We start from the raw sequence: 23,044 nt of genomic DNA on the forward strand, positions 1-23,044 counted from the left end.
ACTGTGGCAGGGCAACCAGCGCGTCACGACCCGGCTGCGCTCCTCGTTACAGACAAACTATGACAGTATGGACTGAGCCCCTATGTCCAATCGGAACTAGTTGTTATGTCCACTTTTGACCCCAATCTACTGTCTGACCTGATTCTCGCCACGCTCAAAGAAAGCAGCGGAATATCGCTGCAACGGCAAATCTACAAAGTGGTACAGCAAGCGATCCTTGACGCGCGGCTGGCCCCGGGTCATCGCCTGCCTGCCACCCGCGCGCTGGCCAAGGAGTTGAAGGTCTCACGCATGACCGTCACCCTGGCCTACGACAAACTGGGCGCCGAGGGATACATCGTCAGCACTCATGGCAGCGGTAGTTTCGTGGCCAATATTCACCCCGCCGTCAGCCGGGCACAGATGGCAACGCAGCTTTCAGCGCCTGATGACAGACCAGGACTGTCACGCCGGGCGGTCGAACTGGTGGGTGGGACTCACGGGGCGACAGAGCATGAAGGGGCATTCGTCCCGGGCGTTGCCGACACCACCAACTTCCCCTTCCATATCTGGCAACGCATGCAGAATCGATACGCCAAGAAGCCCTTCTCGGCGCTGACCGGCTACAGCAGCGACGGGGGGTATCTGCCTTTGCGTCAGGCCCTGGCGGAGTACTTGCAGATATCGCGTTCAGTAAAATGCAGCCCGCACCAGATCCTGATCACGATGGGAACGAATCAGTCCCTGGACTTGTGCGCGCATATGCTGGCCGACACGGGCGACGTCGCACTGATCGAGGAGCCCTGCAACTGGAGCACGGCACTTATTTGGAAAGCGGCAAGCCTGAGAGTAGTGCCTGTTCCGATCGATGAGGATGGTGTCGCTGCTCAGCTCTTTCCTTTTCAGAAAACCAAGCCTGAAGACCTGCCAAAATTACTCTTCACGACACCGTCACACCAATACCCGATGGGGGGCTCGATGGGCTTGCATCGGCGCCGACTGTTGATTGAGTTGGCCAGGGAACATAACTTCTGGATTATTGAAGACGACTACGACAGCGAGTTCCGTTATGACTCCAGCCCTCTACCCTCTCTGCAGGGACTGGATGAGCATGAGCGGGTCATCTATCTGGGCACCTTTAGCAAGGTGATGTACCCAGGATTGCGAATGAGTTATCTGGTGGTGCCCGAAGCACTCGCCGACGCCTTCGCCAGTGGTCTGACTCAGCTGTACCGCCCAGGCCAGCTTGGACTTCAGGCCGCCATGGCCGACTTCATCGGCGAGGGCTATTTCGCGACCCATATCAGAAGAATGCGGGGCATTTACGCTGAGCGTCAGCGCGAACTGAAACGTGCGTTGAACGAACACTTTGGTGACACCATAACGGTTTCAACCGGTCACACCGGACTGCACCTGACCATACAGTTCACCTCCAACATCGACCTTGCCAAAATGACAGCAGAAGCCAGAACGAGAGGCATATATCTGCGCGACATAAGTCTCTATCACCAACTGCCGCATTCAATTAAAGGTTATGTTCTGGGTTATGGAGGAGTCAGGACGAACGATATCGAACCCGCCGTCAAAAAGATGGCCGAGGCTTATCTGGTAGCAAAAAAAAGTAACCACCAGGCATGCTGAGTATGCGAGACGTGGATCGCTGCCATCTGATCACTGCCGTCTTCATAGGCCGGACTCATCGATGCGTAGGCATTGCTGAGCGTTACATCTGAGTCGATTCCCGTCCGCCGTGATTAACAGAATCGAAATCCTGTCACTTGTATCTAGCTTCGAAAGCAGGGGCGATTCAGTCAGTCCCGAATGAGTGGTCTTTCCAACCCTGCCCTCGCACAGCCACCGCAAAAAAAAGCATAGGCAACCTTCATAGATGCAGCTACGAAAGTTTACCTATGCAAAAGGTGAGTCACAGATATATGCGATAAATCCAAGCATTGCAGGGTGGGGTTCACTCACATCACTAGCTGGCCCCCCGCGATAAAACAGCCTTTCACCGTTGCCTGACTAGACGCCACGATCCTGACAGTAAAAAGCTGCCACCTCAGATACGTCACCCGGGCACCCGACGCGCCCCGGCTACTTGAGGCTCGCAGTCTTTACGTACCTTCACCAGAGTTTGCGCTGAGTCACGCCTACCCCAGACAGTCGATTAACTCACTACATCAGGCAGCGCTTCGCCGGCCAACGCGCGGCGGGCACGCTCTACTGCACCGTCTTGCAGCGCGCCTAGGGAAGTGTTCGAGCGCCAGGCGATATGCGGGGTCAGAATCACATTGGGAGCATTGCGTAAGGCGTTATCCGCCGGTAACGGTTCCTTGGCGAACACGTCCAGAGCCGCACCGGCGATGTGGCCCTCATGCAGCGCTTCGGCGAGCGCTGGCTCGTCGATCAGCCCACCTCGGGATACATTTACGATCACCGAGCCTTTGCGCATGCGCTTGAGCACAGCAGCGTTGATCATGTTACGGGTGTCGGCGTTAAGGGGAAGGTGCAGTGAAACCACGTCCGACTGCTCGAGCACTTCGTCGAGCGAAGCTTGAGTCACGTTGTCGAATGTGGCGAAAGGATCGTAGGCTTTCACACGAGTCCCCAGCGCCGCCCACCAGCCGGCCGTCAGACGACCAATCCGGCCCATGCCGACAATACCCACGTCCATGTTGGCAAACTTGGGCGTGTCATAGGCAATCGTGCCCGCCCAACCACCTCTCTCGATCGAGGCCTGGCCTTGAGGCAAACGGCGAGCCAGTGCGATGCCCATCGCAAGCGCATGCGCGGCCACTTCCTCAGAAGAGGCGTCCGGAACGATCGACACCGGAATGTTGAGGTTTTTTGCAGTCTTGACGTCGATGTTGTCGTAACCCATGCCGTAGCGAACGACCGCCTTGCATCGCGTCATGCGCGAAAACTCGGTTTCGTTCACCTTGCCATAAGGCGTCACCATGACGATAACGGCGTTCGTCATCCCGTCGGTGAACGCTTGTTGGTCAGCGGCAGCCACCAGTTCAAGACCGAATTGGTCAGCTAATGCCTGCTCACGCTCAAGGTGCGGAAACTGGTGCGGAGCAATCAAAAGAGTCCCGTTGGAAATAGCAGAATGCATCGCTCTAATCCTTGTTTTTCAGAGTTCGAAAGGAGCCTCGCCGTTACGCGGACAAGGCCCGTTTAAGTCAGTCGATTCGACGGCCTATACGGTCATAAATGACAGAGCCGCGACGTTTGAGATAAAAGGCAAGCGCAATGCCGACGATGATGGACAGATAGGTCAAACCGACCAGCCCCCACATCACAGCTGGCGGAGCATCGATCAACAGTTCAATGTTCATCGACGCAGTGACCAGAACGACGCCTACACCGATAGCAGCTATCAAGGGGGCATAGAAGATCTTCCACTTTGTCCCCCCCTGAGGGTCCCTTTTGAAAAATACCAAGACAGCAATCGACGTCATGAACAGCAGCAACAACATTCCGTAGAACGCGATTCCCGCGGCCGCGCCATACAGCGCAAGGTCCTTGCCCCCCGTCGCGATCAACGCCAGCAATGCCAGCAGCCCCGCAGCCCCAACGGCCATTGCCGAACGATAGGGAGAACCGTGTTTAGGGTGAACAGAGGCAAAATATTGCGGCAGAACCCCGTCCACACTCAGCGAGTGGGTGTAGCGCGAAAGAATGTTCTGCAACGCGAGGGTGGAGGCAAACATACTGGTGACGATTAGTACGTTGACAACCTGATTGGCAAACACGCCTACGTACTTCAAGACTGCATCAGGCATCATCGCCGCTGGATTGGCCTGAGCTGCCGCGACAGCATTACTGACCCCAGACGCCAGGATCAGTCCGTAGGACGAAATGGCATAGAAAACGCCTAGAAAAATGATCGCCAGATAGGTCGCGCGCGGGATGGTTTTGAGCGGGTCCCGAACCTCGTCCCGATAGATGGCCGTGGCTTCAAAACCGTTGAACAGACCAACGCTGAATAACAGCAGCAAACCCAGCTTGGGTGTCACCAGGCTCGCCGGATTCCACGGTTCCAATGCATAGCCTTCAGGTCCGCCGTTGGAAATCACGGCGACGTCGAAGATAACGATTGCAATGATTTCAAGGACTAGAAGTGCCGACAGCACTTTGGCGGAAAACTCCACGTTGAAGTAACTCATAGCCCAGACGACCAACAACATGGCCATCGACCATACCCACCAGGAGATCGCAGCGGTGGGAACGAAGCTGGCAATCAGGTTGTTTACGGCAACGCCAGCGAATACCAGTGCAGCGATAATGTTGAAGCCATAGGTCACAAGTGCGAGGAAAGAGCCACCCAGCCCCAAGGGACGTCCCAGGCCTTCAGTTATGTAAGTATAAAAAGCCCCCGGCCGTGGGACCCTCCGGGTCATGTTGGTGAAGCCCGTCGCAAACATGATCATCAATACCGTGACACCCAGGAACGCGATAGGTACACCGATACCAAAACTGATGTTGAACGATAGAAACCCGCAAACAACACCCAGCGGTGCCGAAAAAGCGAGTACGGTGAACATGAGATCGAGTGTTCCCATGTTGCCCTTGAGTTTGTAACCGGATGCAGCTTCTTGTGCGTCGCCTGAAGCGACTTTCAAACGGTCTTGTACAGCGTTCATTTTTGATTTTCCTGTTGGCATTTTTATAATGTAAAAAATTTATAGGCAGGAGAAATACGGGCAAGACTTCGTGGAACATTCCAAGATATGGCTGATTTTTGTTTTACGTCATGAGCCGCAATTGGCGGCTCATGACGTGTCAAACCTGAAACTTTGAAAGCACGCACAGCATCAGATTTAAGGCTCGGTTTTCACTCTGAGAGCAAACTTGCCAGGTCTTTCACCGTTTTACGGCTTTGCTGGCGTGCAAATTGCTGCACATACCATTTGCCAAGCGCCTGTTTACCTGTGGAGCCACTGGCTTTCCAACCGCCGAACGTTTGCGGACCTGGCCACCATCCTGTGGTCGCGTGTCCTGGCACATTAACGTCCACGCAACCCGCTTCGATTTCGCGCAGGAACGTACGCGCCTCTTCCACATCACCGGTATAGATGCCCGCGGTAAGGCCCATCGACGTCGCGTTTGCCGCGATCAAAGCATCCTCGAAACTGTCGACTTTGCTGATAGAAACCAGCGGCAGGAAGTACTCGGTAACCGCCAGTTCATGTTCAGCGGGCATGCCCGAGATTACCGTGGCCTCTACAAAGTAACCTTCTTGTTCCAGCACCTGGCCACCGTCAACGCGATAGCCGCCAGCTTTAGCCTGCTCGACAACCCGCTTGAAACGCTGGACGGCGCGCGGGTTGACCAGTGGACCGCCGAAACTGTCTTTTACAGCTGGCTCGGCAATCACCACTTTCTGACGTCGCTCGGCGACCAGTTCAACCAGGCGCTCGTAGGCCTTGGGTGTCGCAATTACACGGGAAAGTGCACTGCACTTTTGCCCTACCAGGTCGAAGGCCGAGAACACGATGCCGTCAGCCGCCATTTCCAGATCAGCGGTGTCAGTGACAATCACAGGATTCTTGCCGCCCATTTCGGCGATTACCGGGCGTGGATAAGGGCCGCTGTTGAACTGTCGAATGATCTCCTGGCCCACAGCCACGGAACCCGTGAAGGACATGCCATCGACATTGCTCGCAACCAGCACACGCCCCGGTTCGTCGGCGCCGTGGATGATATTGACCAGGCCTACGGGCAGGTCCATCGCCTCACACATTTCATAGACGGCGTGACAAGACCACGGGCCATCATGGGTCGCTTTGATCACCATGCCATTGCCGGCGATGATAGCGGCAATAGTAGGCCCGGACGCCTGCACGATCGGATAGTTGAACGGCGTAATAAACCCAAACACACCGTATGGACGAAGCACGGAGGCATTAGCGAACCCCGAGGGATCTGCCTCCCGCTCATCCTCAAAGGCACCCGGACGGCCCGCGTATTCAGTATAGAATTTTAGAATTTCCAGCACTTCCGTGGCTTCGGCACGGGCGCCGGCGCGGGTTTTACCGATTTCCACCGCTACGCGAACAGTCCAATCGTCGATCTTGCCAGCAACGTAATCCAGCGCCTTGGTGACGCGTGCAATACGCTCCTTCAGCGGAACCTTGACCCATTCGCGTTGCGCTTCGCGGCTCTTCTCGACTGCCAAGTGAACCAGCTCGGCCGGGGCGTCATGGCAACCGGAAACAATCACTGAGGGAAAGCTTGGGTCTTCACGCTTGAGCAGCGCACCGTCGAAGTACTTTTTACCCGCGATCACATGCGGAACTATCGTAGGCGGCTTGGCGCGTTGAGCCGCAACGGCGTTGGCGAAAAATTCATGGTTGGCGGTAGTCATCATCATCCTCGTACCAAAGGAATGGACACTCGGTCGAGTGTTCACTTGGCAATCAAGGCTACCCACAAAGCCCCGCCTCAACTGTCCCAACCTGAGACACAAGCATAACCATTTGTTAAATATATATTTTTTCCAAATCCCCTCTTGCAGCATGCTTGTTCAAGTCTTCCTGCCTATTGAACATCACTGCAAAGAGATAACCGCAACTGTCATTCTTTAATGAATACCAAACGACGCACACCGCCTCGCCACTGATCGCACCTTGTCCCAAGTCGGCACAGTTAGACGTTTTAAGCCGAAGTTAGTCTAGCCCCACGATGTCGACCACTTAGGTCATTCTTCTCAGGAGACGGGCGGACTATCATGGCAAGCAATAACGACAACCACAGCCTCAACCAGGATCCACAACTTCGTCATGGCTCAAAGGGTTTCCCCCTTCTGCCCGGCGGCTTTGGCCGCTCCACCTACTATCTGGGTGCCCCCACCCCCTACGCCGTTCGCGGCGATGGGTACAAGGTATGGGATGATCGTGGTCGCGAACTAATCGATGCCAACAACAACTTCACAACCCTGATCCACGGCAACGCCCACCCCGCGCTGGTCGAGGCGGCCAGCCGGGTGATCAAGAACGGCAGTTGCTGGGGTATTCCGAACAAGCAGGAATGGGAACACGCGGAGTTATTGCTGGCGCGTCTGCCGGGCCTGGATCAAGTTCGCTACACCAACTCCGGCACTGAAGCGGTCATGACTGCCGTGCGTGTGGCACGTGGTGTAACCGGGCGTGATGGCGTCATCATGATGCAGAACGGGTACCACGGTTCCTCCGAACTGGCACTGTGCACAGGCGGCCCGCAAAGTCGCCGAGGCGTTCCGGCGGGCGTTTCCAACGATGTCACGCTGGTCGCTTTCAACGACCTTGCAGCCCTCGAAGACGCCGTGGCTGCAAGACCGGATTACTTCGCGGCAATCATCATCGACGTACTCCCCAACCGCGCCGGATTGATCGCCGCCACACCGGAGTTCATCAAGGGTGCCCGCGCCCTGGCCTCGCGCTACGGCGTGGTATTGATCATCGATGAAGTCATCAGCTTGCGCCTTGGCTTTAACGGCGCCTGTACCGAATATGGCATTACCCCCGACCTGCTCACCACCGGCAAGCTGATTGGTGGTGGCTTCCCGGTAGGTGCATTCGCCGGCCGCGAAGAGTTGATGCGCCACCTTGACCCGACCGGCCCGAGCCCGCTTCCACAGGCCGGGACCTTTTCCGGGAATCCAGTGAGCATGGCGGCCGGCGCAGAGTCACTGCGTCTGCTGACATCCGACGTCATCGACTCAATGAACGCATTGGGCGATGAAGCCCGTCTGGCCATTGCGGATCGCGTAGACGCACTGGGTTGGGAGGTTCGCGGTAAAGGCTCGTTGTTCCGCCCATTCCCCAAGACGGGAATCGCGTATACGACCGAGCTACAACACAAACTGTGGTGGGCAGCGTACGACCGTGGCGTGCTGCTCTCCACGGCCAACCTGATCTCGCTTTCTTCACCGATGACTCAAGCGGTGGTGAGAGACCTGGCGGATCGCCTGACGGATGCCATCAGCTTCGTCGCCAATAACTAATCCTCGATAACACCTGAGCCCGCAAAAAAGGCCCGGGCGACCTGCGCCTCGTTCAACGTCGAGCGGGTGCCCGCGCAAGCTCAATCACGTTGTAACTCACGATAAGCTGGAGGTTTTTATGGATATCGGTCTCTTCATGGTGCCATTTCGCGCACCACAGACCAGCCTGAAAGATGGCTACGAATGGGACATGCAAGTCATTCGTTGGGCAGATGAGTTTGGTTTATCCGAAGTGTGGGTAGCCGAGCACAGCACCATGCGCTGGGAGCCCGTCTGTTCGCCTGAGCTTTACCTTGCGGCAGCGCTGGCGCAAACCAAGCAGATCAAGCTCGCCACCGGCGCCAACGTGCCGGCGCACCACAACCCGGTTGCCCTGGCTCACCGGCTGATGCAATTGGACCACATGTCCCAGGGCCGTCTGATCGTCGGTCTGGGCGCGGGCGCTTACCCTTCCGACCACAAGATACACGGCAACACCAACCCGCCCGAGAAAATGGCTGAAGCCGTAGATATCATGCGTGCAATTTGGGAGAAAAAAGGGCCATTCAAGTACGAAGGCAAATACTGGCAATTCGAAGTTCCCGAGTACGACGAAATTCAGCAGGGGCCATTCTTTGAACCCTTTCAGAAACCGCACCCACCACTGGCGATGGCAGGCCTGAGCCCGAATTCGAAGACGCTGACCGAGGCTGGCCGCAACGGCTATCTGCCGATGAGCTTTAACGTGGGCCGCGAATACCTGGCCGGCCACTGGTACCGCTACATGCAAGGTGCGGAAGCGGCCGGCAAGGTCGCTGACCGAAACCAATGGCGAATCGCCCATAACATTCTGGTAGCCGACACCGACGAAGAAGCGATCGACATGGCCGTCAACGGTGCGATGGGGCAGGCATATCGCGAATGGCTGCTGCCAGGCTACGAGCGCGGCGGGTTCCTGCCAGTGATGGTTCCAGAGCTAGGTAAAGTGACAGCGAATGACATCGACATTGAATACCTGGCGCGCGAGAAGTGGCTTGTCGGTTCTCCGGACACCATCGTGAAAAAACTGCAACGTGATCTGGATGCATCCGGTGGCTTCGGCACCCTGATCCACTTCTCGTTCGACTACCTCGATCAGCGTGAAAAATACCGTCGTCACTTCGAACTGCTGGGCACCGAAGTACTGCCTCGCATCAAGGGCATCGTGCACAAAACCGAGAAGCTTGCGGACTTGAAGCGCCCCGCAGGCATCAACGACTGATAACCGCGTCGAGGGGTGCTTGCACTCCTCGTTGCCTGTATCACTCCCCTTTTGCTCGGTACGCAGGCAAATCACGCCAATGCTCCGAGCACGAACCTCGCCACAGCACTTCACTTATCAAGGTAAAAAAATGAAGCTGGTAAATTACGAAAGCCAAGGCAAGCTGCAGCCTGGCATCCTGATTGACGAGCACGTGTTTGACACCAAACGATTGCTCACCGCCATGGGCGAAGACGCCCCCGCACAGCTTACCAACCGCCAACTGTTGACCCAGTGGCAGGGCAAGCTGGCGGTTCTGGAAGAGCGCATTGTCAAATCGGCCAGGGCCACCCCGGAAGCTGCGGTTGGCCAAATCGGCAAGCTGCGCCTGGGCCCACCTATTCATGATTCGAGCAAAGTCTTGTGTGTAGGCCTGAACTACCGCGATCACGTGGCTGAAACCGGTCGAAAACTACCGACCGCGCCCGACATTTTTTGCAAATTCAATACCTCGCTGATCGGCGCTACAGATGATATCGCCTGCACAAGCCTCACCCCGAACCTGGACTTCGAAGGTGAACTGGCCGTGGTGATCGGTAAGCCATGCCGCCATGTAAAACCGGAAGAGGCACTTGATTATGTGGCCGGCTTGACCGTGCTGAACGACACCTCCGCTCGCGACCTGCAGCTGCGCGGCACGCAATGGACGCCAGGCAAGGCGATCGACGGTTCGACACCTTGTGGCCCGGCCCTGGTGACCCTGAACGAAATCAGCAACCCGCAAGCGCTGGATATTCAGACTCGAGTCAACGGCAAGGTGATGCAATCCTCCAACACCAGCTATCAGATCTTCTCGGTCGCTGACGTGGTTTCGTTTATTTCAAGCTTTCTCGAACTATCCCCTGGCGACATCATTGCGACGGGCACACCTGAAGGCATCGGTAGCAAACGCACTCCGCCATTCTGGCTGAAGGCCGGCGACGTGGTTGAGGTAGAGATCAGCGAAGTGGGGCGTCTGCTCAACGTAGTACGCTAATGCTTGATGAAAAGAGCCCCGGACTTGCGCCGGGGCTCTTTGCATTGTGTTGATGAAACCTTCAGCAACGTACTTCGATCTCAAAGCCTCGTACGGTGTATGAGTCTATCTTGCGATACAGTGTCGAACGCCCTATCCGAAGTATCGCGGCAGCCCGTAGCCGATTCCCGCCCGCCTCGATCAGTGCCTCTCGAATTTGCTCCAGCTCTGCTCTTTGCAAGCGACTGAGCCGGATCCGCGCCAGCGCGCGACGATGCACTTCTGCCAGATCGTCCAGCCTGACCTCAGCCCCTGTCGCTCTGAGTGCCGCTGCCTCGACGACCTCCTTGAGTTGCCGAACGTTACCGGGCCACTCGGCCCCCGCCAGTACCTCAAGCAGGCGTGACGAAACACGACGTGGTTGAGGCAACGCATTGAGGAAATGGTCGACCAGCAACGGGATGTCATCGCGGCGAATACGCAATGAAGGCATCTGAATTTCAATGCCCTGCATACTGGAAATCAACGGGAGCATATCGTCAGTCACGGTGGCAAACGTCATGAACACCCTGGGTTGATCCAGCCCCGAAAGCAATAACGTCAGTTGGTCCCTGAACAGCGTCGGCAAACTGTCTACGCGATGAAAAACCACCGTGCCACCGTTAGCCAGGTCATCGGAAACTTGCTGGATGTCCAGCGGATTGCCCAAGGACAATGCAGCGCATTGATGTGTACGGGTAGGCCCTCCCACTCGACCGGCCAAGGCATCGGCCAACAACAGCTTGCCGGTACCGGCCTCACCGACGATGTAGGCCGAGATCCCCCTGGCCGCGGCGGTCGCGGCGCCCTCGATGGCCCGCTTGAAGGGTGAACTGTTACCAATCAGTTGCTCGAATTGATCCTTGCGCCCCGTGATCCGAAGAGTCTGAGTGCGGGAGATGCACGCTTCAGACTTGCGCAAACGCATGACGGCACCCGCCTCTCCGTCACCACGGTCGACAGGCCGGGCTTGCAGGTGCAGCGTTTTTTCCGGACCGCAACTGATCTCGCGCTCGATAGGCTCGCTGCAATGCTGAATCTCCTGGGCATAACCTGCCAACACTGCATAGTCACTCTGATCGAGCATCTGCATCGCACTGCGGCTGGCGATGGTGGTCTTGCCGTCCATGGCGATCACCGCATCGGTGCCCCGCTTGCGCACTTCACGCAGATATTCAGACAACAGCAACTGTTCACGCGCAGCCAGGCTGGCGGCCAATGCACTGTTGATCTGGGATGCTGCCCCCTGAAGGATCAGCAGAATCGAACGTGGGTCCATGCCGATCACGAGTCGCTCGGGAAACGCAAGGCTCAGGACGCCGCGAATAGAGCGCCGCAGCGGGTCGCGGATCGGAACCGAGGTGCAATACATATCCTGCAGTGCGTCATTGAAGTGCTCGGCGCCCCAAACCTGGACGGCACCACCCTCCTCGATCGCCGTGCCCTCCGAGTTCGTGCCGATCTGATCTTCAGACATGCAGCCCCCCAGAATCGGGAAAGACTTCTCGGCACGCTTGACCATCATCGGATCGCCGCGAAAATCAGCGATAGTCCCCATTGAATCGGTCAGGGTCACGATGCCTTGTGATTCCACACACAAGCGTTCAAGTTCGTCTAAAATCGGCCGCGCCGTTTGTAAAATCCTGTCATCCAGGTGCGGCTTGGCGACCAGTTCCATGGTTTTTTGAGCAGGGCTGACCTGACATAGCGCGCTGCGTTGCCACGATCTTGCGATGACCGGGCGCAGCGTGGACAAATCGGTATGCAGGGGGTCACACAGGAATTTTTCTCTGAGCGTGATGATGGCAGATTTAGTAAGTGAACCTGCGGCAACTTCGTGCCGCTTGTTAGTCATTTTAGGGTTCATGTCAATTCTCCGCCCTTGAGAGGCAAGCAAGGCAGTGCAGACTGGCTTTACGCTTGGTGCAGACCTCAAGGGTGCACCGCCCCCCCTCAAGTTCCTGATGAATACTCCTCTGTCTCGGTTGAGTTAAACGTCCGCTGGCGCTATTCGTCAGAACCCTTCGCAAGTATCCGTTGGGGATGAAACGAGTGGCTGTTGGCGGACGCTGAACCCGAGAAGCGGGTGAAGTGATCCATGAGCAATTGTGATGCCAGACCACCCAAGGCCGGTTTGTCTCTATTACTGAGCGGTATAGCCGCCGTCGATGTACAGCTCGGTACCCGTCACGTAGCTCGCTTCATCACAGGCCAGGTACAGCACGCCGTAACTGACTTCCTCTGGACGCGCACCTCGGCCCATAGGCGTAGCGGCTGCGAAGGCATCATTGGATTCGACACCCTCTTCTTCTGCCATCGGAGTCATCACCAGACCCGGGCAAATCGAATTGACGCGAATGTTGTCCTTCACATATTGCATTGCAGCCGCTTTAGTCATCATGCGCACGGCGCCCTTGGAGGCCTGATAGGAAAAAGAGCCCGCTCCGCCCACCTGGCCGTTGATGGAGCAAACGTTGACGATGGAGCCGCCACCGGCACGTTGCATGGCCGGCACAGCGTGCTTGATGCCGAGGAAAACCCCCTGCTGATTGATCGCCGTCAGTTTGGTCCAGGCGCTGAGTTCTTCTTCGTGGGCTCCTTTCATGGAACCAACGATGCCGGCATTGTTCAGCAGAATATCTACCCGTCCCCAACGCGCTTCGGCCTCTTTGACGACAGCGATCCAGTCAGCCTCGGACGTCACATCCATGTGGAGATAATGAACATCGTAGCCGGCATCACGCAGTTCTTGCGCCACCGCCGAACCGGGGGCATCGAGCACATCGGTCATCAATACCTTTGCGCCTTCGGAAGCGAACAACCGCGTGTGAGCTTCGCCTTGACCACGCGCTGCACCGGTAATAATTGTCACTTTGCCCAAAACTCTATTCATGACGCTCTCCGTTGTTATTAATGGGCTCACGCCCCAGCAGTGTTACTTGCGCCACCTTAGCGCCCTGTCGAGAATGCCGACTGTGTCATTTAGGTACAGACGTCTATGCCCAGCGGCAAGCGTTGGCTGCACTCAGACCTTGAAGTGATCCATCAACCGCATCTGCTCGACCGTCAACACATTCAACTGACCGGTGATCTGCGCCGACTGGCTCGCCTGACGGGTCAAGGATTCCGTCACACCGCGGATGTTGGCGACGTTGCGGTTGACCTCTTCAGCAACCGCGCCCTGCTCTTCGGCGGCGCTCGCAATTTGCAGGTTCATGCTAGTGATGACAGAGACTGCTTCACCGATACGATCCAGGGCCTTGAGTGCCTTGTGAATACTTTGCGCATTGTCCTGGGTCTTGCTGTGACTGTTGTGCATCAGGGTAACGACGCCACGAGTACGGTCCTGGATCTGCTCAACGACGTGACGGATTTCTTCGACTGAGTCCTGAGTACGTCGTGCGAGAGCCCTCACCTCATCGGCCACCACAGCGAACCCACGCCCACTGTCACCTGCCCTCGCCGCTTCGATGGCTGCGTTCAATGCCAGCAAATTTGTCTGCTCCGCAATGCCCCGGATGACATCCAGCACCGAGCCAATCTGCTCGCTGCTGACCGCCAGTGCCTCAACCTGGACCACCACGCGGCTTATCTCTTCACACAGGTTGGTAACCTCAGACGTACTGTGACGGATGATCGCCATCCCATCCTGAGCCTCATTATCCGCGACCTGGGCGGCAGTCGCTGCACTTGACGCATTGGTGGCAACGTCCAGCGCGGTGGCGCTCATTTCATTCGATGCGGTAGCGACCTGGTCGATTTCCCGAAACTGGACTTGCATGCCTTCGCTTGTTTCACGGGCGACTGTCGAAGACTGGTCGGCGGCAGTTCGGATCTCAACAATGCTTTGCTTGATCCGGGCGACGGTGGGTTGCAATTTGTCCAGAAAACGATTGAACCCGCTCGCCAGCTCACCGAGCTCATCTCGCTTGACGTAATTCAGGCGACGCGTCAGATCGCCATCACCGGTGGCAATTTCCTGAAGCATCTGTGCCACCGAGTTGATTGGACGAATCACACCAGAGGCCATCAACCACATCAGCGTCAGTCCAATCAAAGCCGCAACGAAGCCAACCAGTACCGTATTGGTCACCCCCCGAGCCTGCGCGTCGTTCAGTTGCCGCTGCACCGCGAGCGTGTCTTCGAGCAGCACCTGTCGGGGCACGCCCAGGAGCACATTCCAAGGCATTACACCTTCTGCCACATTCAAAGGGATCGTCGCACGAATCTCATCCTCGCTCTCGAGCACCGCGGCGCCATCTTTTGCCAGATCCTGCACCATGCCGCCCATCTCGGGCGGCAAATGTGCACCAATGGCCGCGGGATCGACGCTGTCCGCCGCAACGACGCCATCGGCGGATGTCACAATGATGTAGCTCTGCCCCCCAAACAGACTCGCAGCACTCTTATGTACCCCGGCTTGCAGCGCCGCCAGCGATAGGTCGACCCCGACGACGGCCACCACAACGCCATTGACGATGACGGGCATCGATATCGACGTCAGCAGTGCCTTTTCACCGTTGACGGTATCGTTATAGGGCGATTGCACGCATAGCTGCCGCGTCGTTTTCGGACAAACGAACCAGTTGTTGTAGGGAACACCACTGGCATTCAGGTCGGTTTTCACCAGATCCGCTTCTGCAATAGTCGAATTCACCGAACTCCCGCCGTAGCGACTCCATTGAGCGGTGAAGCGCCCGCTGTCGTTTCCGCTGTGAGTTGCATCTCCCACGAAAACAGCATCCTGACCATCCAGTGAATCTGGCTCGAAGACGATCCACAGCCCTTGCAAGCCGAGTGCAGTGTTGCGTTCATACAGCTTTTTCACGCTATCGTTGAGCAACTCACGCAATACTGCGGGATTACCGCCGTGTCGCTTCCACCCTTCACTCTGGGCGGTGACTTGATCGGCGAGCGACGTCAACAGTATCTGGCTCTGACGAAAATAACTGCCCAACATGGCCGTCTGTTCAGACGCCTTGGCCTGAAGCAAGGTCTTGGCGGCGTGGATCATCGTCCGCTCGCTGGCTTGGGCAACCAGCGAATTATTCACGCTGGAAAAGTGGATATTCATGGCCACCACCACAGCAACTATGCCGAGCAGGCACAAGCCGGCCAATACAACAATTTTGACGCGAATAGAGCCAGTATTGAGAGACATGTTTTTCCCGATGACGACAGCCGGACGGATTGATGAGCAACCACCTCAAAGACCTTTCTAGACAGGCCACAACCGTTCAAGAAACTGTCTGAGAGCGGGTAGAGAAGCCTTCAACTTGCTGATTTGCAGCACTGCATCAGCCGCTTGCCGCCCCTTAGCATGGAAATGTTCGAGCATGACCTGATGCTGTTGCGCATTCTCGGGAGCAACCTTGGGACACGCGAGTATCGATAACACCAGCACGCCGGTATCCAGCCCTACCCTCATCAAGCCGTTGGTCACGGACTGAGAAAGAAAATGGCTGTGTTGCCACGCGGGGTCTTCCTCGACGTAACCTGCGGCGACAACCACCTTGTAATCGCCCGTTCTGGCCAGGTCCATCGCCACATTGGGAACTGCGAACAGGTCGGACACGACAAATGAATCAATCCGTTCCATGGGAACTTTCTCGCTGAACCCATCGAAGGCCCGCTGAACAAATTCCTCGCGTGCGCCCGCTTTGATAAATGCATAAACCGCATTCTTCATGGCATTTGATTCCGTCTTGTTTTTTTGTCTGGACGCACTTGCAACGCTGCCAGATGCTTCTGCGCCCAAAGGCCCGTCATCCCCGGGCAAACCTCCAGGAACATGGCAGCGTAATAACGTGCTCAGCCAAGTCTCGGGGATCACGACAGCGCAAAACTGTCCCATCTTGAGTCACTAAATACTCCCCGCGCGCTACAACCCTCGTTGGCTCAAGTTGGGACAGTTTGACTATCCGTTTGTGAGAGAACCTGAGATCAGAGGCAACGCGGCCCCCTGGTAACGATGAACCATTGGGTCGAGAGGGGCAGAGATGAATCCCGAACCCTGGACCCGCTGGCGGCCATACAACAACGCGCCGCCAGTTTTGATCATGTGATTTTCATGACAGCTAGACAGCGCCTCGGCGCGAACAAAATGCACACCCGTGCCAAGCCTGCGGAGATAGAGAAATGTCAGAGATACAAAGTGCTAGCCATTCCAACTCAGGGGTCGATAAAACCCTGTTCCTGCATGCCATGTCGATTCTGCCAGGCCCGGTTTCGCTGGTAACGACAGGTGAAGGGGAAAACCGCATGGGTCTTACCGTTTCGGCGCTGTGCAGTCTCTCGGCTGAGCCGCCGTCGCTGATCGTATGCGTGAATAAAAACGCCAGTGCCCATGATGAACTGCTGTCACGGGGCACCTTCGGCGTTAACGTACTCAAACCTGATCAAGCCGACTTCGCCACACTGTTCACACAGCGCGGCGTAGATCGCTTCGCCAGTTCCGAATGGATACAACGCGTCACCGGCGCGCCCCTGCTGGGCAGCGCGCTAATCGCGTTCGATTGCAGGCTGGAGCGCTCCATCGATGGTTTCTCCCACACCATTCTCATCGGCTCCATCGCCGATATCGTGATAACGCCAGAGACTCCATCGGAATGCCTGGTCTGGCACCAGCGCCGTTACCGCACCTGTGCAGAGATCGCCTGATCAACGCTTCACACTGTGAACCAACAAGTGACTGATTCGATAAGGCATCACGACCTGAGAACAGCGCCTGACAACATGATTTGACCTTGGCCATTACGCGCAGGGGAAACCAGAAAAACAAGATGAGGTAACAACATGGTCGCCAATCGATACGCATTCATCAAAGCGGGCTGGCACAGCGATATCGTGAACCGGGCGCTGGAGGGGTTCTACGAAAACATCTGTCCGGATCAAATCGATGTGTTCGAGGTGCCTGGCGCTTTCGAACTGCCACTGATGGCTCAAGAGCTTGCATTGACCGGCCGGTACGCGGCGGTGATCGCAGCAGCCCTCGTGGTGGATGGCGGTATCTATCGACACGACTACGTCGCGCAGACAGTCATTGATGGTTTGATGCGCGTTGGCCTGGATACCCGCGTGCCGATTCTTTCCGTGTCGCTGACCCCGCATCACTTTCAGGAGACCGATCACCATCGTGCGATCTTCAGTGCGCATTTCCTGGAAAAAGGCCGCGAAGCCGCCAACGCAGCAATCAAAATAGGCATGACCCGGGCCACAGTGTTGGGTAAGCCGCAACGAAAGCTGCAATCGGCAGGCTGATCAAACGCAGCAAACCTCCGAGCGAGCGATCCGACCTGATCCAGGGTCGCCGCTCTGCAGCAAAGACCGTCGCCGTAGCCGTCACGTTGCTCCGGACCCAGCCAACCCGGCCTCATGCATTCCTCAGCAGTGACTTGAGCCTGAGCAGAAAATGCCCCAGCGCCGGAACAATCACCCGCACGCCCACCATATTCCAGATGAACATGAACCCAAGCAGGATTTCCATATCGGCCTGGAACTGGATGGGTGACAGCTCCCAGGTGAGCACGGCAATACCCCGCGTAATCCCGGTCATCACCACGCCCACGCAGGTGCCTGGCTGGCATCCCCCCTCCCCCCCGGCATCAATCCTTTCTACATCAACGCCTCACCCCCGCGTCCGTAATATCCCGCCAATCAGCCCCGGCGATCGCATCGCGGGCCGAGTTCGCAGGTAAAGGAAGCTGCCGGAGGTGTTCGCGCCCTCCAGCCAATCTCCGATCCCGTCGCGTCAGCAACCAAGGAAACGCTCCAGTCAGGGTCGATGCTGGGCAAAACTCAGGGAAACCCAACAGGCGAAGTGCGAACACTTGAAGTTTCCGTAATTGAGACAGGCACGTTAGAAGAGCGCATGGCAGCGCGATGCTTTCTTACGGTGCACTAATCCAGACATTTTATCGCGCAGCCCCCGTAAAAAGGCTCTCCACAAGTTGGCATACACATTGCTTGACTGATAAAACCGAACGACCGTTCGTACGGATAGCCAAAACCAATTGCTGAGCCTCGGTACCACCGCACCCTGCAGCCCGAACGAGAATGCTGATGCCTACCAAATTTCCAACCATAGCAATCGTGGGAAGCGGCCCCTCTGGCTGCTACGTCACCCAATTCCTTAACAAGAAATGGCCCGAGTCGCAGATCACAATTTTTGAAGCACTTCCGGTTCCGTATGGGCTTGTCCGCTACGGAGTGGCAGCAGATCACCAGGGTAGCAAGGCTGTTACACAACAATTCGAGCGCTTGTTAGAAAAAGAAACCATCGAGTTTCGCGGCAACGTAGCTGTCGGTAGGGATATCTCCTTCGTGAAGCTAACCGACGCTTACGATGTAGTGGTGTTGGCAACTGGGCTCAATTATGACGCCACCCTGAGCATACCCTTGGCTCCTGCGGCTCAAATAATTGGTGCCGGCGCGCTTTTAAAAGCGCTTAACGGACATCCTGAAGCGAACCTGCCAGTGGACGCGAATGGCGAAATCAGGCGCTTAGGAAAACATATCGCAGTGATTGGCAGCGGGAACGTAGCCATCGACGCGTTACGGATGATCGCGAAAACCGATGATGCATTGGCGGGATCAGACATTTCTGATGAGATTCGAACAAAAATAGATACCGCGGGCGTCAGCAACATCACGCTCATCAGTCGCTCAAGTGCAGACGAAGCGAAGTGCGACGACTCAATGATGGCCGAATTGATTGCTCTACCTAACGTGAATGTCAGCGTGAAGGGGCTACGAGAGACCGACGTGGGTACCATCGCCCAAATGCTGAGAAAGGCGCAAGCCGCAGACAAAGCTGAGACCGAAGCGCAGGTCAGCCTGAAATTTATCTTCAACGAAGTACCTCAGTCGATTTCTTACGTAGAGGGCTTCGGCACGGAACTGATCAGTCACAGTAAAAACACCGATTCAGAATCATCCCGGATTTTCGACTCAATCATTACGGCGATTGGTTTTACTAACAGTGCTGAATCTAATCAAATAATTCCCCAGGAAAATTTTGAAGGTGACTCGATTTATAGAGTTGGGTGGCTCCGCAGAGGCGCCAACGGCACCGTGGCGGAAAATCGTAAAGACGCAAAAGCAGTAACAACTCAGATCATCGAAGACTTTGAAAGCGGAAAAATCAAAGCAGTGAAACTCGGTCTTGCATCCGTAGTACGTGATCTACCCGTTAACCACGTAACTTATGAAGGATGGAAGCGCATTGATCATTACGAGCAAGCTTCAGCCAAATCTTCGCGTTGCCGACAAAAGGTGCCGGATCTTTTGATGATGCTCAGAATCGCACATGGCCAGCACGCCATGAGTTAACAAAAAAGCAAATATCCTGACTCAACCAATTAACTAACAGGAAAGGTGAGACCATGTTTGATGTACTCGTTGCCTATGGCACTGAGAGCGGGAACGCAGAGATGGCTGCGGATGATATAGCAGCGAATCTTGACGCTCGCGGGATTAAGACAGATGTTAAATCGCTTGAAAATCTGAACGTGACGGAGCTTTCTAAAATTCCGCACCTGGTAATTGTAACCTCTACCTATGGCGAAGGTGAGTTACCGGAGACTACGGCGCCGTTCTATTCCGAACTTGACTCAAATGCTCCAAATTTAAGTGGTATCACGTTTTCGGCATTTGGCCTCGGTGACAGCACTTATAACAACTTCAATAATGCGATCAACATTGTGTCGCGAAAGTTGATAGCGCTTGGCGCCACCCAATTGGGTGAAACCGGTATGCACGATGCCGCCATGGGTAAGTCGCTGACTCTAGCAGCAACCACATGGATTGACACAATTACATCCAACAGTGTAAGTGGGCATAAAGCATGAATATTACACATGACATTCTACCGTGGTCGCATCCCGACTTTCGCCGAAACCCCTATCCTTGGTACGCCCGACTGCAGCGAGATTACCCGCTGTACCAGGAAAACGAACACACCTACATCATTTCGCGGTATGAAGACTACATAAAGTACGTAAAACACCCTGCTATGAGCATGGTTGAACCTGACTGGGTGAAACCTCATAACTGGCATGTGTTTTTGGATACGATCTTGTTTTATGATCCTCCCAAGCACACGACTACTCGGCGACACACCAACAAATGGTTCACACCCAAACTGGTGGCAGAGTGGGTCAAACACACTATCAGCGTGACCGAAGAAGCTCTAAACCGGATAGAGCCCGATGGCTATATTGAAGCGCACCACCATATTTGTGTCGTCCCCACTCATATAACTATGTGCCGTGTACTCGGCGTTATCGAAGATGAAATCGAGCTCGCGACGCTGAACTCTTTGAAAATCGTTGGCATGCAAACCCCAGCAGCAACTCAGGCCGACAAAGACCGCGCTCGGGACGGCTTTGAATGGTTATTCGCTAAATGCAAGGCAATGATCAACGAAAAGCGCGAAAATCCAGGTAATGGTCTGCTTGATGCCATGTTGACTCTCGAGGCCAGTGGCGACATGACATATAATGAGGTCCTGCAGACGCTGGTACTTTTTTACTTCTCGGGCGCACCGAACCCGGCGTACCTGCTTGCGTCTATTCTTGAACACTTTGCTCGCGAGCCGCACTTATTTGAACTTTACCGGGAAAATCCGGAGGTTCGCCAAGCCATGATCAACGAATTCATACGTCTGAACCCACCGGAGCAGTCGTTCACTCGTTATCCGACAGAGGATATCGAGATCCGGGGCGTCACGATTCCGGCGGGCTCCTGCATACGCTTCATGACCGCAGCCGCAAACAGAGACGAGACTGTATTCAAACGTCCTAACCAATTCGATCATACCCGACCGCAAGAAGCGAGCCAGCACGTCTCGTTCGGCGTGGGCGTACACGCTTGCGCTGGGCAGGTGATCAGCCGTGCCGAGGTCCAGGCCTCTCTGGACGTAATCGCCCAGCGATTCAAACGGATCGAATTGGCCGAAGAACCAGTCACGATGAACGACGACCGAATCCGTAACTACATTACGCTGCCACTCATCTTCAAATAAGGGTGCCCCTCCCCCTAACCCCTGAATTCGCGACTGATACAACCTGAATAAAGAGAGAACTATGGTTTTCGGAAGGCGTTTTTCCTTAATGGGGTTAGGACCACTTTCGCCAAACTGAAAATAATTACGAAGTACCTGTATAACGAAATTCACCAAAACTTATTATAAAAATATCTTTAATTGTATATCTCTGCCCGCCAAACAGAATCGAATCAATAGATATCCCAGGAGATAGCAATGACGACAACAGCGCAGGCAAAGGCTTTGCAAATCGATGCACCTTCCAAACACAAAAAGCTCGCCGGTGAGATGGGAGCATTCAGCTTAGCTCTCACAGTTCTGGCTTTTTCAGCCCCCTTGACCACGGTATCAGGATACATTCCTGTCGCACTCATGTTCGGGGGGGTGGGCAGTCCGCTCGCGTTCATTTTCGTTACAGCAATGATTCTAATCTTCGGGATTGGATATGTGACACTCAACGCTGAAGTCAAACGCCCGGGAGATTTTTATTCCTTCATAAGCTATGGACTTGGAAAGCCTGCAGGTCTTGGCTCAGGACTGATGGCCGCTGTATCGTACTTTCTGATTCTAACCGGCGTGGCCGCATACTTCGGTGTATCCGGGGCAGATCTACATAAAGAGATTTCCGGAACCTCATATCCTTGGTACGTCTACGCTCTACTTTGCTGGTTTGCCGTCGCCATCATGGGTTATCTCCATATAGAGCTTTCCGCCAAGATTCTAACTTGGGTCATGGTCGCGGAAATCATAATATGCATTATTTTCGCTTTGGGAGTACTGTCCAACAGTGGCGACAGCTCGGTGACCGCGGCCTCCCCCTTGTCGCCCTCAGAGCTGACAAAGGATTCGGTAAACCTGCCGTTTGCCATGCTGTTCGTAGTTTCGTTTTTCATGGGGTTTGAGGCGACTGCGCTGTTCAGAGACGAAGTGCGAATGCCAGACAAAACGATTCCAATGGCCACCTACGGCGCAATTATCTTTATTGGCGTAATTTACACATTCTGCGCATATGCAATGATCATAGCTTATGGGACTAGCATCCAAGAGGTAGCAGCTAACTCCCCAGCCAATATGTTTAATGATGCATTCGGTAAATACGTAAGCGGAAAATTTCATGTTTTTATTTCAGCATTGATATTGACCTCCTCGTTTGCATGCATCCTGTCCATACATAACGTACTTTCCCGATATCTCTATAACTTGGGCACAGACGGTGCGCTGCCTTCCGTGCTTCGCAAAGTACATGCCAATCACTCTTCACCTTACATCGCTTCGCTAGCCGTGTCGCTACTAGTATTATCCGTGATGCTACCTTTTATTGTATTGCAGGTTAAACCTGACCTGCTGTACGGCCAACTGTCTGGGGTTGGCACCGCCGGCATAATAATCCTACTCACGCTTGTCAACTTATCTGCGCTCTCCTGGTACTTCAAGAGAGGCCGTAGCCAAAACGCCAGTGTATTAAAGTCTCTGGTTGCCCCGACCATTTCAACTATCTTTTTTACGGGCCTTGTTTACCTCGTTGAGAAAAACTTTGAACTGTTGGTTGGCGGTGAACCCGGACAACGTACATGGATGCTATACAGCCTGGGGGCAATTATGATCTTGGGTATTGCGTTGGCATTCTATTATAAACTTGCACGTCCAGGCACGTATGAGCGACTTGGGCGCACTCATCACTGACTTAGGTTTACCAGGGAGTCGCCTCAGGCTCTCCTGGTTAACTCAGGGCTAGTCAATCAGGTTTTGGTGGAATCA

The 23,044-nt window shown here is 55.1% G+C and carries 17 protein-coding genes and 1 pseudogene; 10 read left to right on the forward strand and 8 right to left on the reverse strand.

Annotation, left to right across the window (positions count from 1 at the left end):
• The first annotated feature begins 105 nt into the window (after positions 1–105).
• A complete protein-coding gene (gene pdxR, locus BW33_RS25190) occupies positions 106–1,620 on the forward strand; it encodes a MocR-like pyridoxine biosynthesis transcription factor PdxR (RefSeq protein WP_047601977.1) in 1,515 nt (504 codons plus the stop codon).
• Positions 1,621–2,146: 526 nt separating this feature from the next.
• On the opposite strand, the gene BW33_RS25195 is transcribed toward pdxR, so the two are convergent.
• From BW33_RS25195 to BW33_RS25205, 3 genes are all read right to left on the reverse strand, one after another.
• Positions 2,147–3,097, reverse strand: coding sequence for a C-terminal binding protein (locus tag BW33_RS25195; RefSeq protein ID WP_047601978.1), 951 nt, complete (start codon positions 3,095–3,097; stop codon positions 2,147–2,149).
• 67 nt (positions 3,098–3,164) lie between these two features.
• Complete coding sequence (locus BW33_RS25200; protein WP_047601979.1) at positions 3,165–4,628, reverse strand: APC family permease; 1,464 nt, start codon at positions 4,626–4,628, stop codon at positions 3,165–3,167.
• Positions 4,629–4,819: 191 nt separating this feature from the next.
• Entirely contained in the window at positions 4,820–6,352 is a 1,533-nt protein-coding gene (locus BW33_RS25205) for an aldehyde dehydrogenase family protein (protein ID WP_052032755.1), read from the reverse strand.
• A 363-nt stretch (positions 6,353–6,715) separates the two neighbouring features.
• On the opposite strand from BW33_RS25205, the gene BW33_RS25210 reads away from it, so the two are divergent.
• From BW33_RS25210 to BW33_RS25220, 3 genes are all read left to right on the forward strand, one after another.
• Positions 6,716–7,969 carry an aspartate aminotransferase family protein gene (locus BW33_RS25210; RefSeq protein WP_047601981.1) on the forward strand — a complete coding sequence of 418 codons (1,254 nt, stop codon included), beginning with the start codon at positions 6,716–6,718 and terminating at the stop codon, positions 7,967–7,969.
• A gap of 118 nt (positions 7,970–8,087) precedes the next feature.
• Positions 8,088–9,209: an LLM class flavin-dependent oxidoreductase gene (locus BW33_RS25215; RefSeq protein ID WP_047601982.1), complete on the forward strand. Its 1,122-nt coding sequence runs from the start codon at positions 8,088–8,090 to the stop codon at positions 9,207–9,209.
• A gap of 130 nt (positions 9,210–9,339) precedes the next feature.
• Complete coding sequence (locus BW33_RS25220; protein WP_047601983.1) at positions 9,340–10,224, forward strand: fumarylacetoacetate hydrolase family protein; 885 nt, start codon at positions 9,340–9,342, stop codon at positions 10,222–10,224.
• Between the two features lie 61 nt (positions 10,225–10,285).
• Here the strand turns inward: BW33_RS25220 and BW33_RS25225 are convergent, their stop codons facing one another.
• From BW33_RS25225 to BW33_RS25240, 4 genes are all read right to left on the reverse strand, one after another.
• Positions 10,286–12,109, reverse strand: a complete 1,824-nt coding sequence (locus BW33_RS25225) for a sigma-54-dependent Fis family transcriptional regulator (RefSeq protein WP_081794258.1) — start codon at positions 12,107–12,109, stop codon at positions 10,286–10,288.
• 276 nt (positions 12,110–12,385) lie between these two features.
• Positions 12,386–13,135 (reverse strand): SDR family NAD(P)-dependent oxidoreductase, encoded by a 750-nt coding sequence (locus BW33_RS25230; RefSeq protein ID WP_047601985.1) that lies wholly within the window; start codon positions 13,133–13,135, stop codon positions 12,386–12,388.
• A gap of 132 nt (positions 13,136–13,267) precedes the next feature.
• Entirely contained in the window at positions 13,268–15,403 is a 2,136-nt protein-coding gene (locus tag BW33_RS25235) for a methyl-accepting chemotaxis protein (RefSeq protein WP_047601987.1), read from the reverse strand.
• Positions 15,404–15,460: 57 nt separating this feature from the next.
• On the reverse strand, positions 15,461–15,931 hold the full coding sequence (locus tag BW33_RS25240) for a 6,7-dimethyl-8-ribityllumazine synthase (RefSeq protein ID WP_047601988.1): 471 nt from the start codon (positions 15,929–15,931) through the stop codon (positions 15,461–15,463).
• 449 nt (positions 15,932–16,380) lie between these two features.
• Between BW33_RS25240 and BW33_RS25245 the strand changes: the two genes are divergently transcribed.
• Complete coding sequence (locus BW33_RS25245; RefSeq protein WP_201771637.1) at positions 16,381–16,902, forward strand: flavin reductase family protein; 522 nt, start codon at positions 16,381–16,383, stop codon at positions 16,900–16,902.
• Positions 16,903–17,037: 135 nt separating this feature from the next.
• Positions 17,038–17,502, forward strand: a complete 465-nt coding sequence (locus tag BW33_RS25250; RefSeq protein ID WP_052032756.1) for a 6,7-dimethyl-8-ribityllumazine synthase — start codon at positions 17,038–17,040, stop codon at positions 17,500–17,502.
• A gap of 112 nt (positions 17,503–17,614) precedes the next feature.
• Here BW33_RS25250 and BW33_RS25255 read toward each other — a convergent pair.
• Positions 17,615–17,803: pseudogene (locus tag BW33_RS25255) on the reverse strand (hypothetical protein); the annotation flags it as partial.
• A gap of 500 nt (positions 17,804–18,303) precedes the next feature.
• Between BW33_RS25255 and BW33_RS25260 the strand changes: the two are divergent.
• From BW33_RS25260 to BW33_RS25275, 4 genes are all read left to right on the forward strand, one after another.
• Positions 18,304–19,572: an FAD-dependent oxidoreductase gene (locus BW33_RS25260; protein WP_047601991.1), complete on the forward strand. Its 1,269-nt coding sequence runs from the start codon at positions 18,304–18,306 to the stop codon at positions 19,570–19,572.
• A 53-nt stretch (positions 19,573–19,625) separates the two neighbouring features.
• Entirely contained in the window at positions 19,626–20,090 is a 465-nt protein-coding gene (locus BW33_RS25265; RefSeq protein ID WP_047601992.1) for a flavodoxin domain-containing protein, read from the forward strand.
• Complete coding sequence (locus tag BW33_RS25270; RefSeq protein WP_047601994.1) at positions 20,087–21,265, forward strand: cytochrome P450; 1,179 nt, start codon at positions 20,087–20,089, stop codon at positions 21,263–21,265. Before BW33_RS25265 ends, BW33_RS25270 begins: the two co-directional genes overlap by 4 nt.
• Positions 21,266–21,502: 237 nt before the next feature.
• On the forward strand, positions 21,503–22,969 hold the full coding sequence (locus BW33_RS25275; RefSeq protein ID WP_052032757.1) for an APC family permease: 1,467 nt from the start codon (positions 21,503–21,505) through the stop codon (positions 22,967–22,969).
• Positions 22,970–23,044 lie beyond the last annotated feature (75 nt).

The organism is Pseudomonas sp. RIT288 (assembly GCF_000631985.1).
Classification (GTDB): Bacteria; Pseudomonadota; Gammaproteobacteria; order Pseudomonadales; family Pseudomonadaceae; genus Aquipseudomonas.

What these genes read in the sequence shown, in the direction of transcription:
- pdxR (WP_047601977.1), top strand. Translation starts at nt 106, where the DNA reads ATGTCCACTTTTGACCCCAATCTACTGTCTGACCTGATTCTCGCCACG.
- BW33_RS25195 (WP_047601978.1), bottom strand. Translation starts at nt 3,097, where the DNA reads ATGCATTCTGCTATTTCCAACGGGACTCTTTTGATTGCTCCGCACCAG.
- BW33_RS25200 (WP_047601979.1), bottom strand. Translation starts at nt 4,628, where the DNA reads ATGAACGCTGTACAAGACCGTTTGAAAGTCGCTTCAGGCGACGCACAA.
- BW33_RS25205 (WP_052032755.1), bottom strand. Translation starts at nt 6,352, where the DNA reads ATGACTACCGCCAACCATGAATTTTTCGCCAACGCCGTTGCGGCTCAA.
- BW33_RS25210 (WP_047601981.1), top strand. Translation starts at nt 6,716, where the DNA reads ATGGCAAGCAATAACGACAACCACAGCCTCAACCAGGATCCACAACTT.
- BW33_RS25215 (WP_047601982.1), top strand. Translation starts at nt 8,088, where the DNA reads ATGGATATCGGTCTCTTCATGGTGCCATTTCGCGCACCACAGACCAGC.
- BW33_RS25220 (WP_047601983.1), top strand. Translation starts at nt 9,340, where the DNA reads ATGAAGCTGGTAAATTACGAAAGCCAAGGCAAGCTGCAGCCTGGCATC.
- BW33_RS25225 (WP_081794258.1), bottom strand. Translation starts at nt 12,109, where the DNA reads ATGAACCCTAAAATGACTAACAAGCGGCACGAAGTTGCCGCAGGTTCA.
- BW33_RS25230 (WP_047601985.1), bottom strand. Translation starts at nt 13,135, where the DNA reads ATGAATAGAGTTTTGGGCAAAGTGACAATTATTACCGGTGCAGCGCGT.
- BW33_RS25235 (WP_047601987.1), bottom strand. Translation starts at nt 15,403, where the DNA reads ATGTCTCTCAATACTGGCTCTATTCGCGTCAAAATTGTTGTATTGGCC.
- BW33_RS25240 (WP_047601988.1), bottom strand. Translation starts at nt 15,931, where the DNA reads ATGAAGAATGCGGTTTATGCATTTATCAAAGCGGGCGCACGCGAGGAA.
- BW33_RS25245 (WP_201771637.1), top strand. Translation starts at nt 16,381, where the DNA reads ATGTCAGAGATACAAAGTGCTAGCCATTCCAACTCAGGGGTCGATAAA.
- BW33_RS25250 (WP_052032756.1), top strand. Translation starts at nt 17,038, where the DNA reads ATGGTCGCCAATCGATACGCATTCATCAAAGCGGGCTGGCACAGCGAT.
- BW33_RS25260 (WP_047601991.1), top strand. Translation starts at nt 18,304, where the DNA reads ATGCCTACCAAATTTCCAACCATAGCAATCGTGGGAAGCGGCCCCTCT.
- BW33_RS25265 (WP_047601992.1), top strand. Translation starts at nt 19,626, where the DNA reads ATGTTTGATGTACTCGTTGCCTATGGCACTGAGAGCGGGAACGCAGAG.
- BW33_RS25270 (WP_047601994.1), top strand. Translation starts at nt 20,087, where the DNA reads ATGAATATTACACATGACATTCTACCGTGGTCGCATCCCGACTTTCGC.
- BW33_RS25275 (WP_052032757.1), top strand. Translation starts at nt 21,503, where the DNA reads ATGACGACAACAGCGCAGGCAAAGGCTTTGCAAATCGATGCACCTTCC.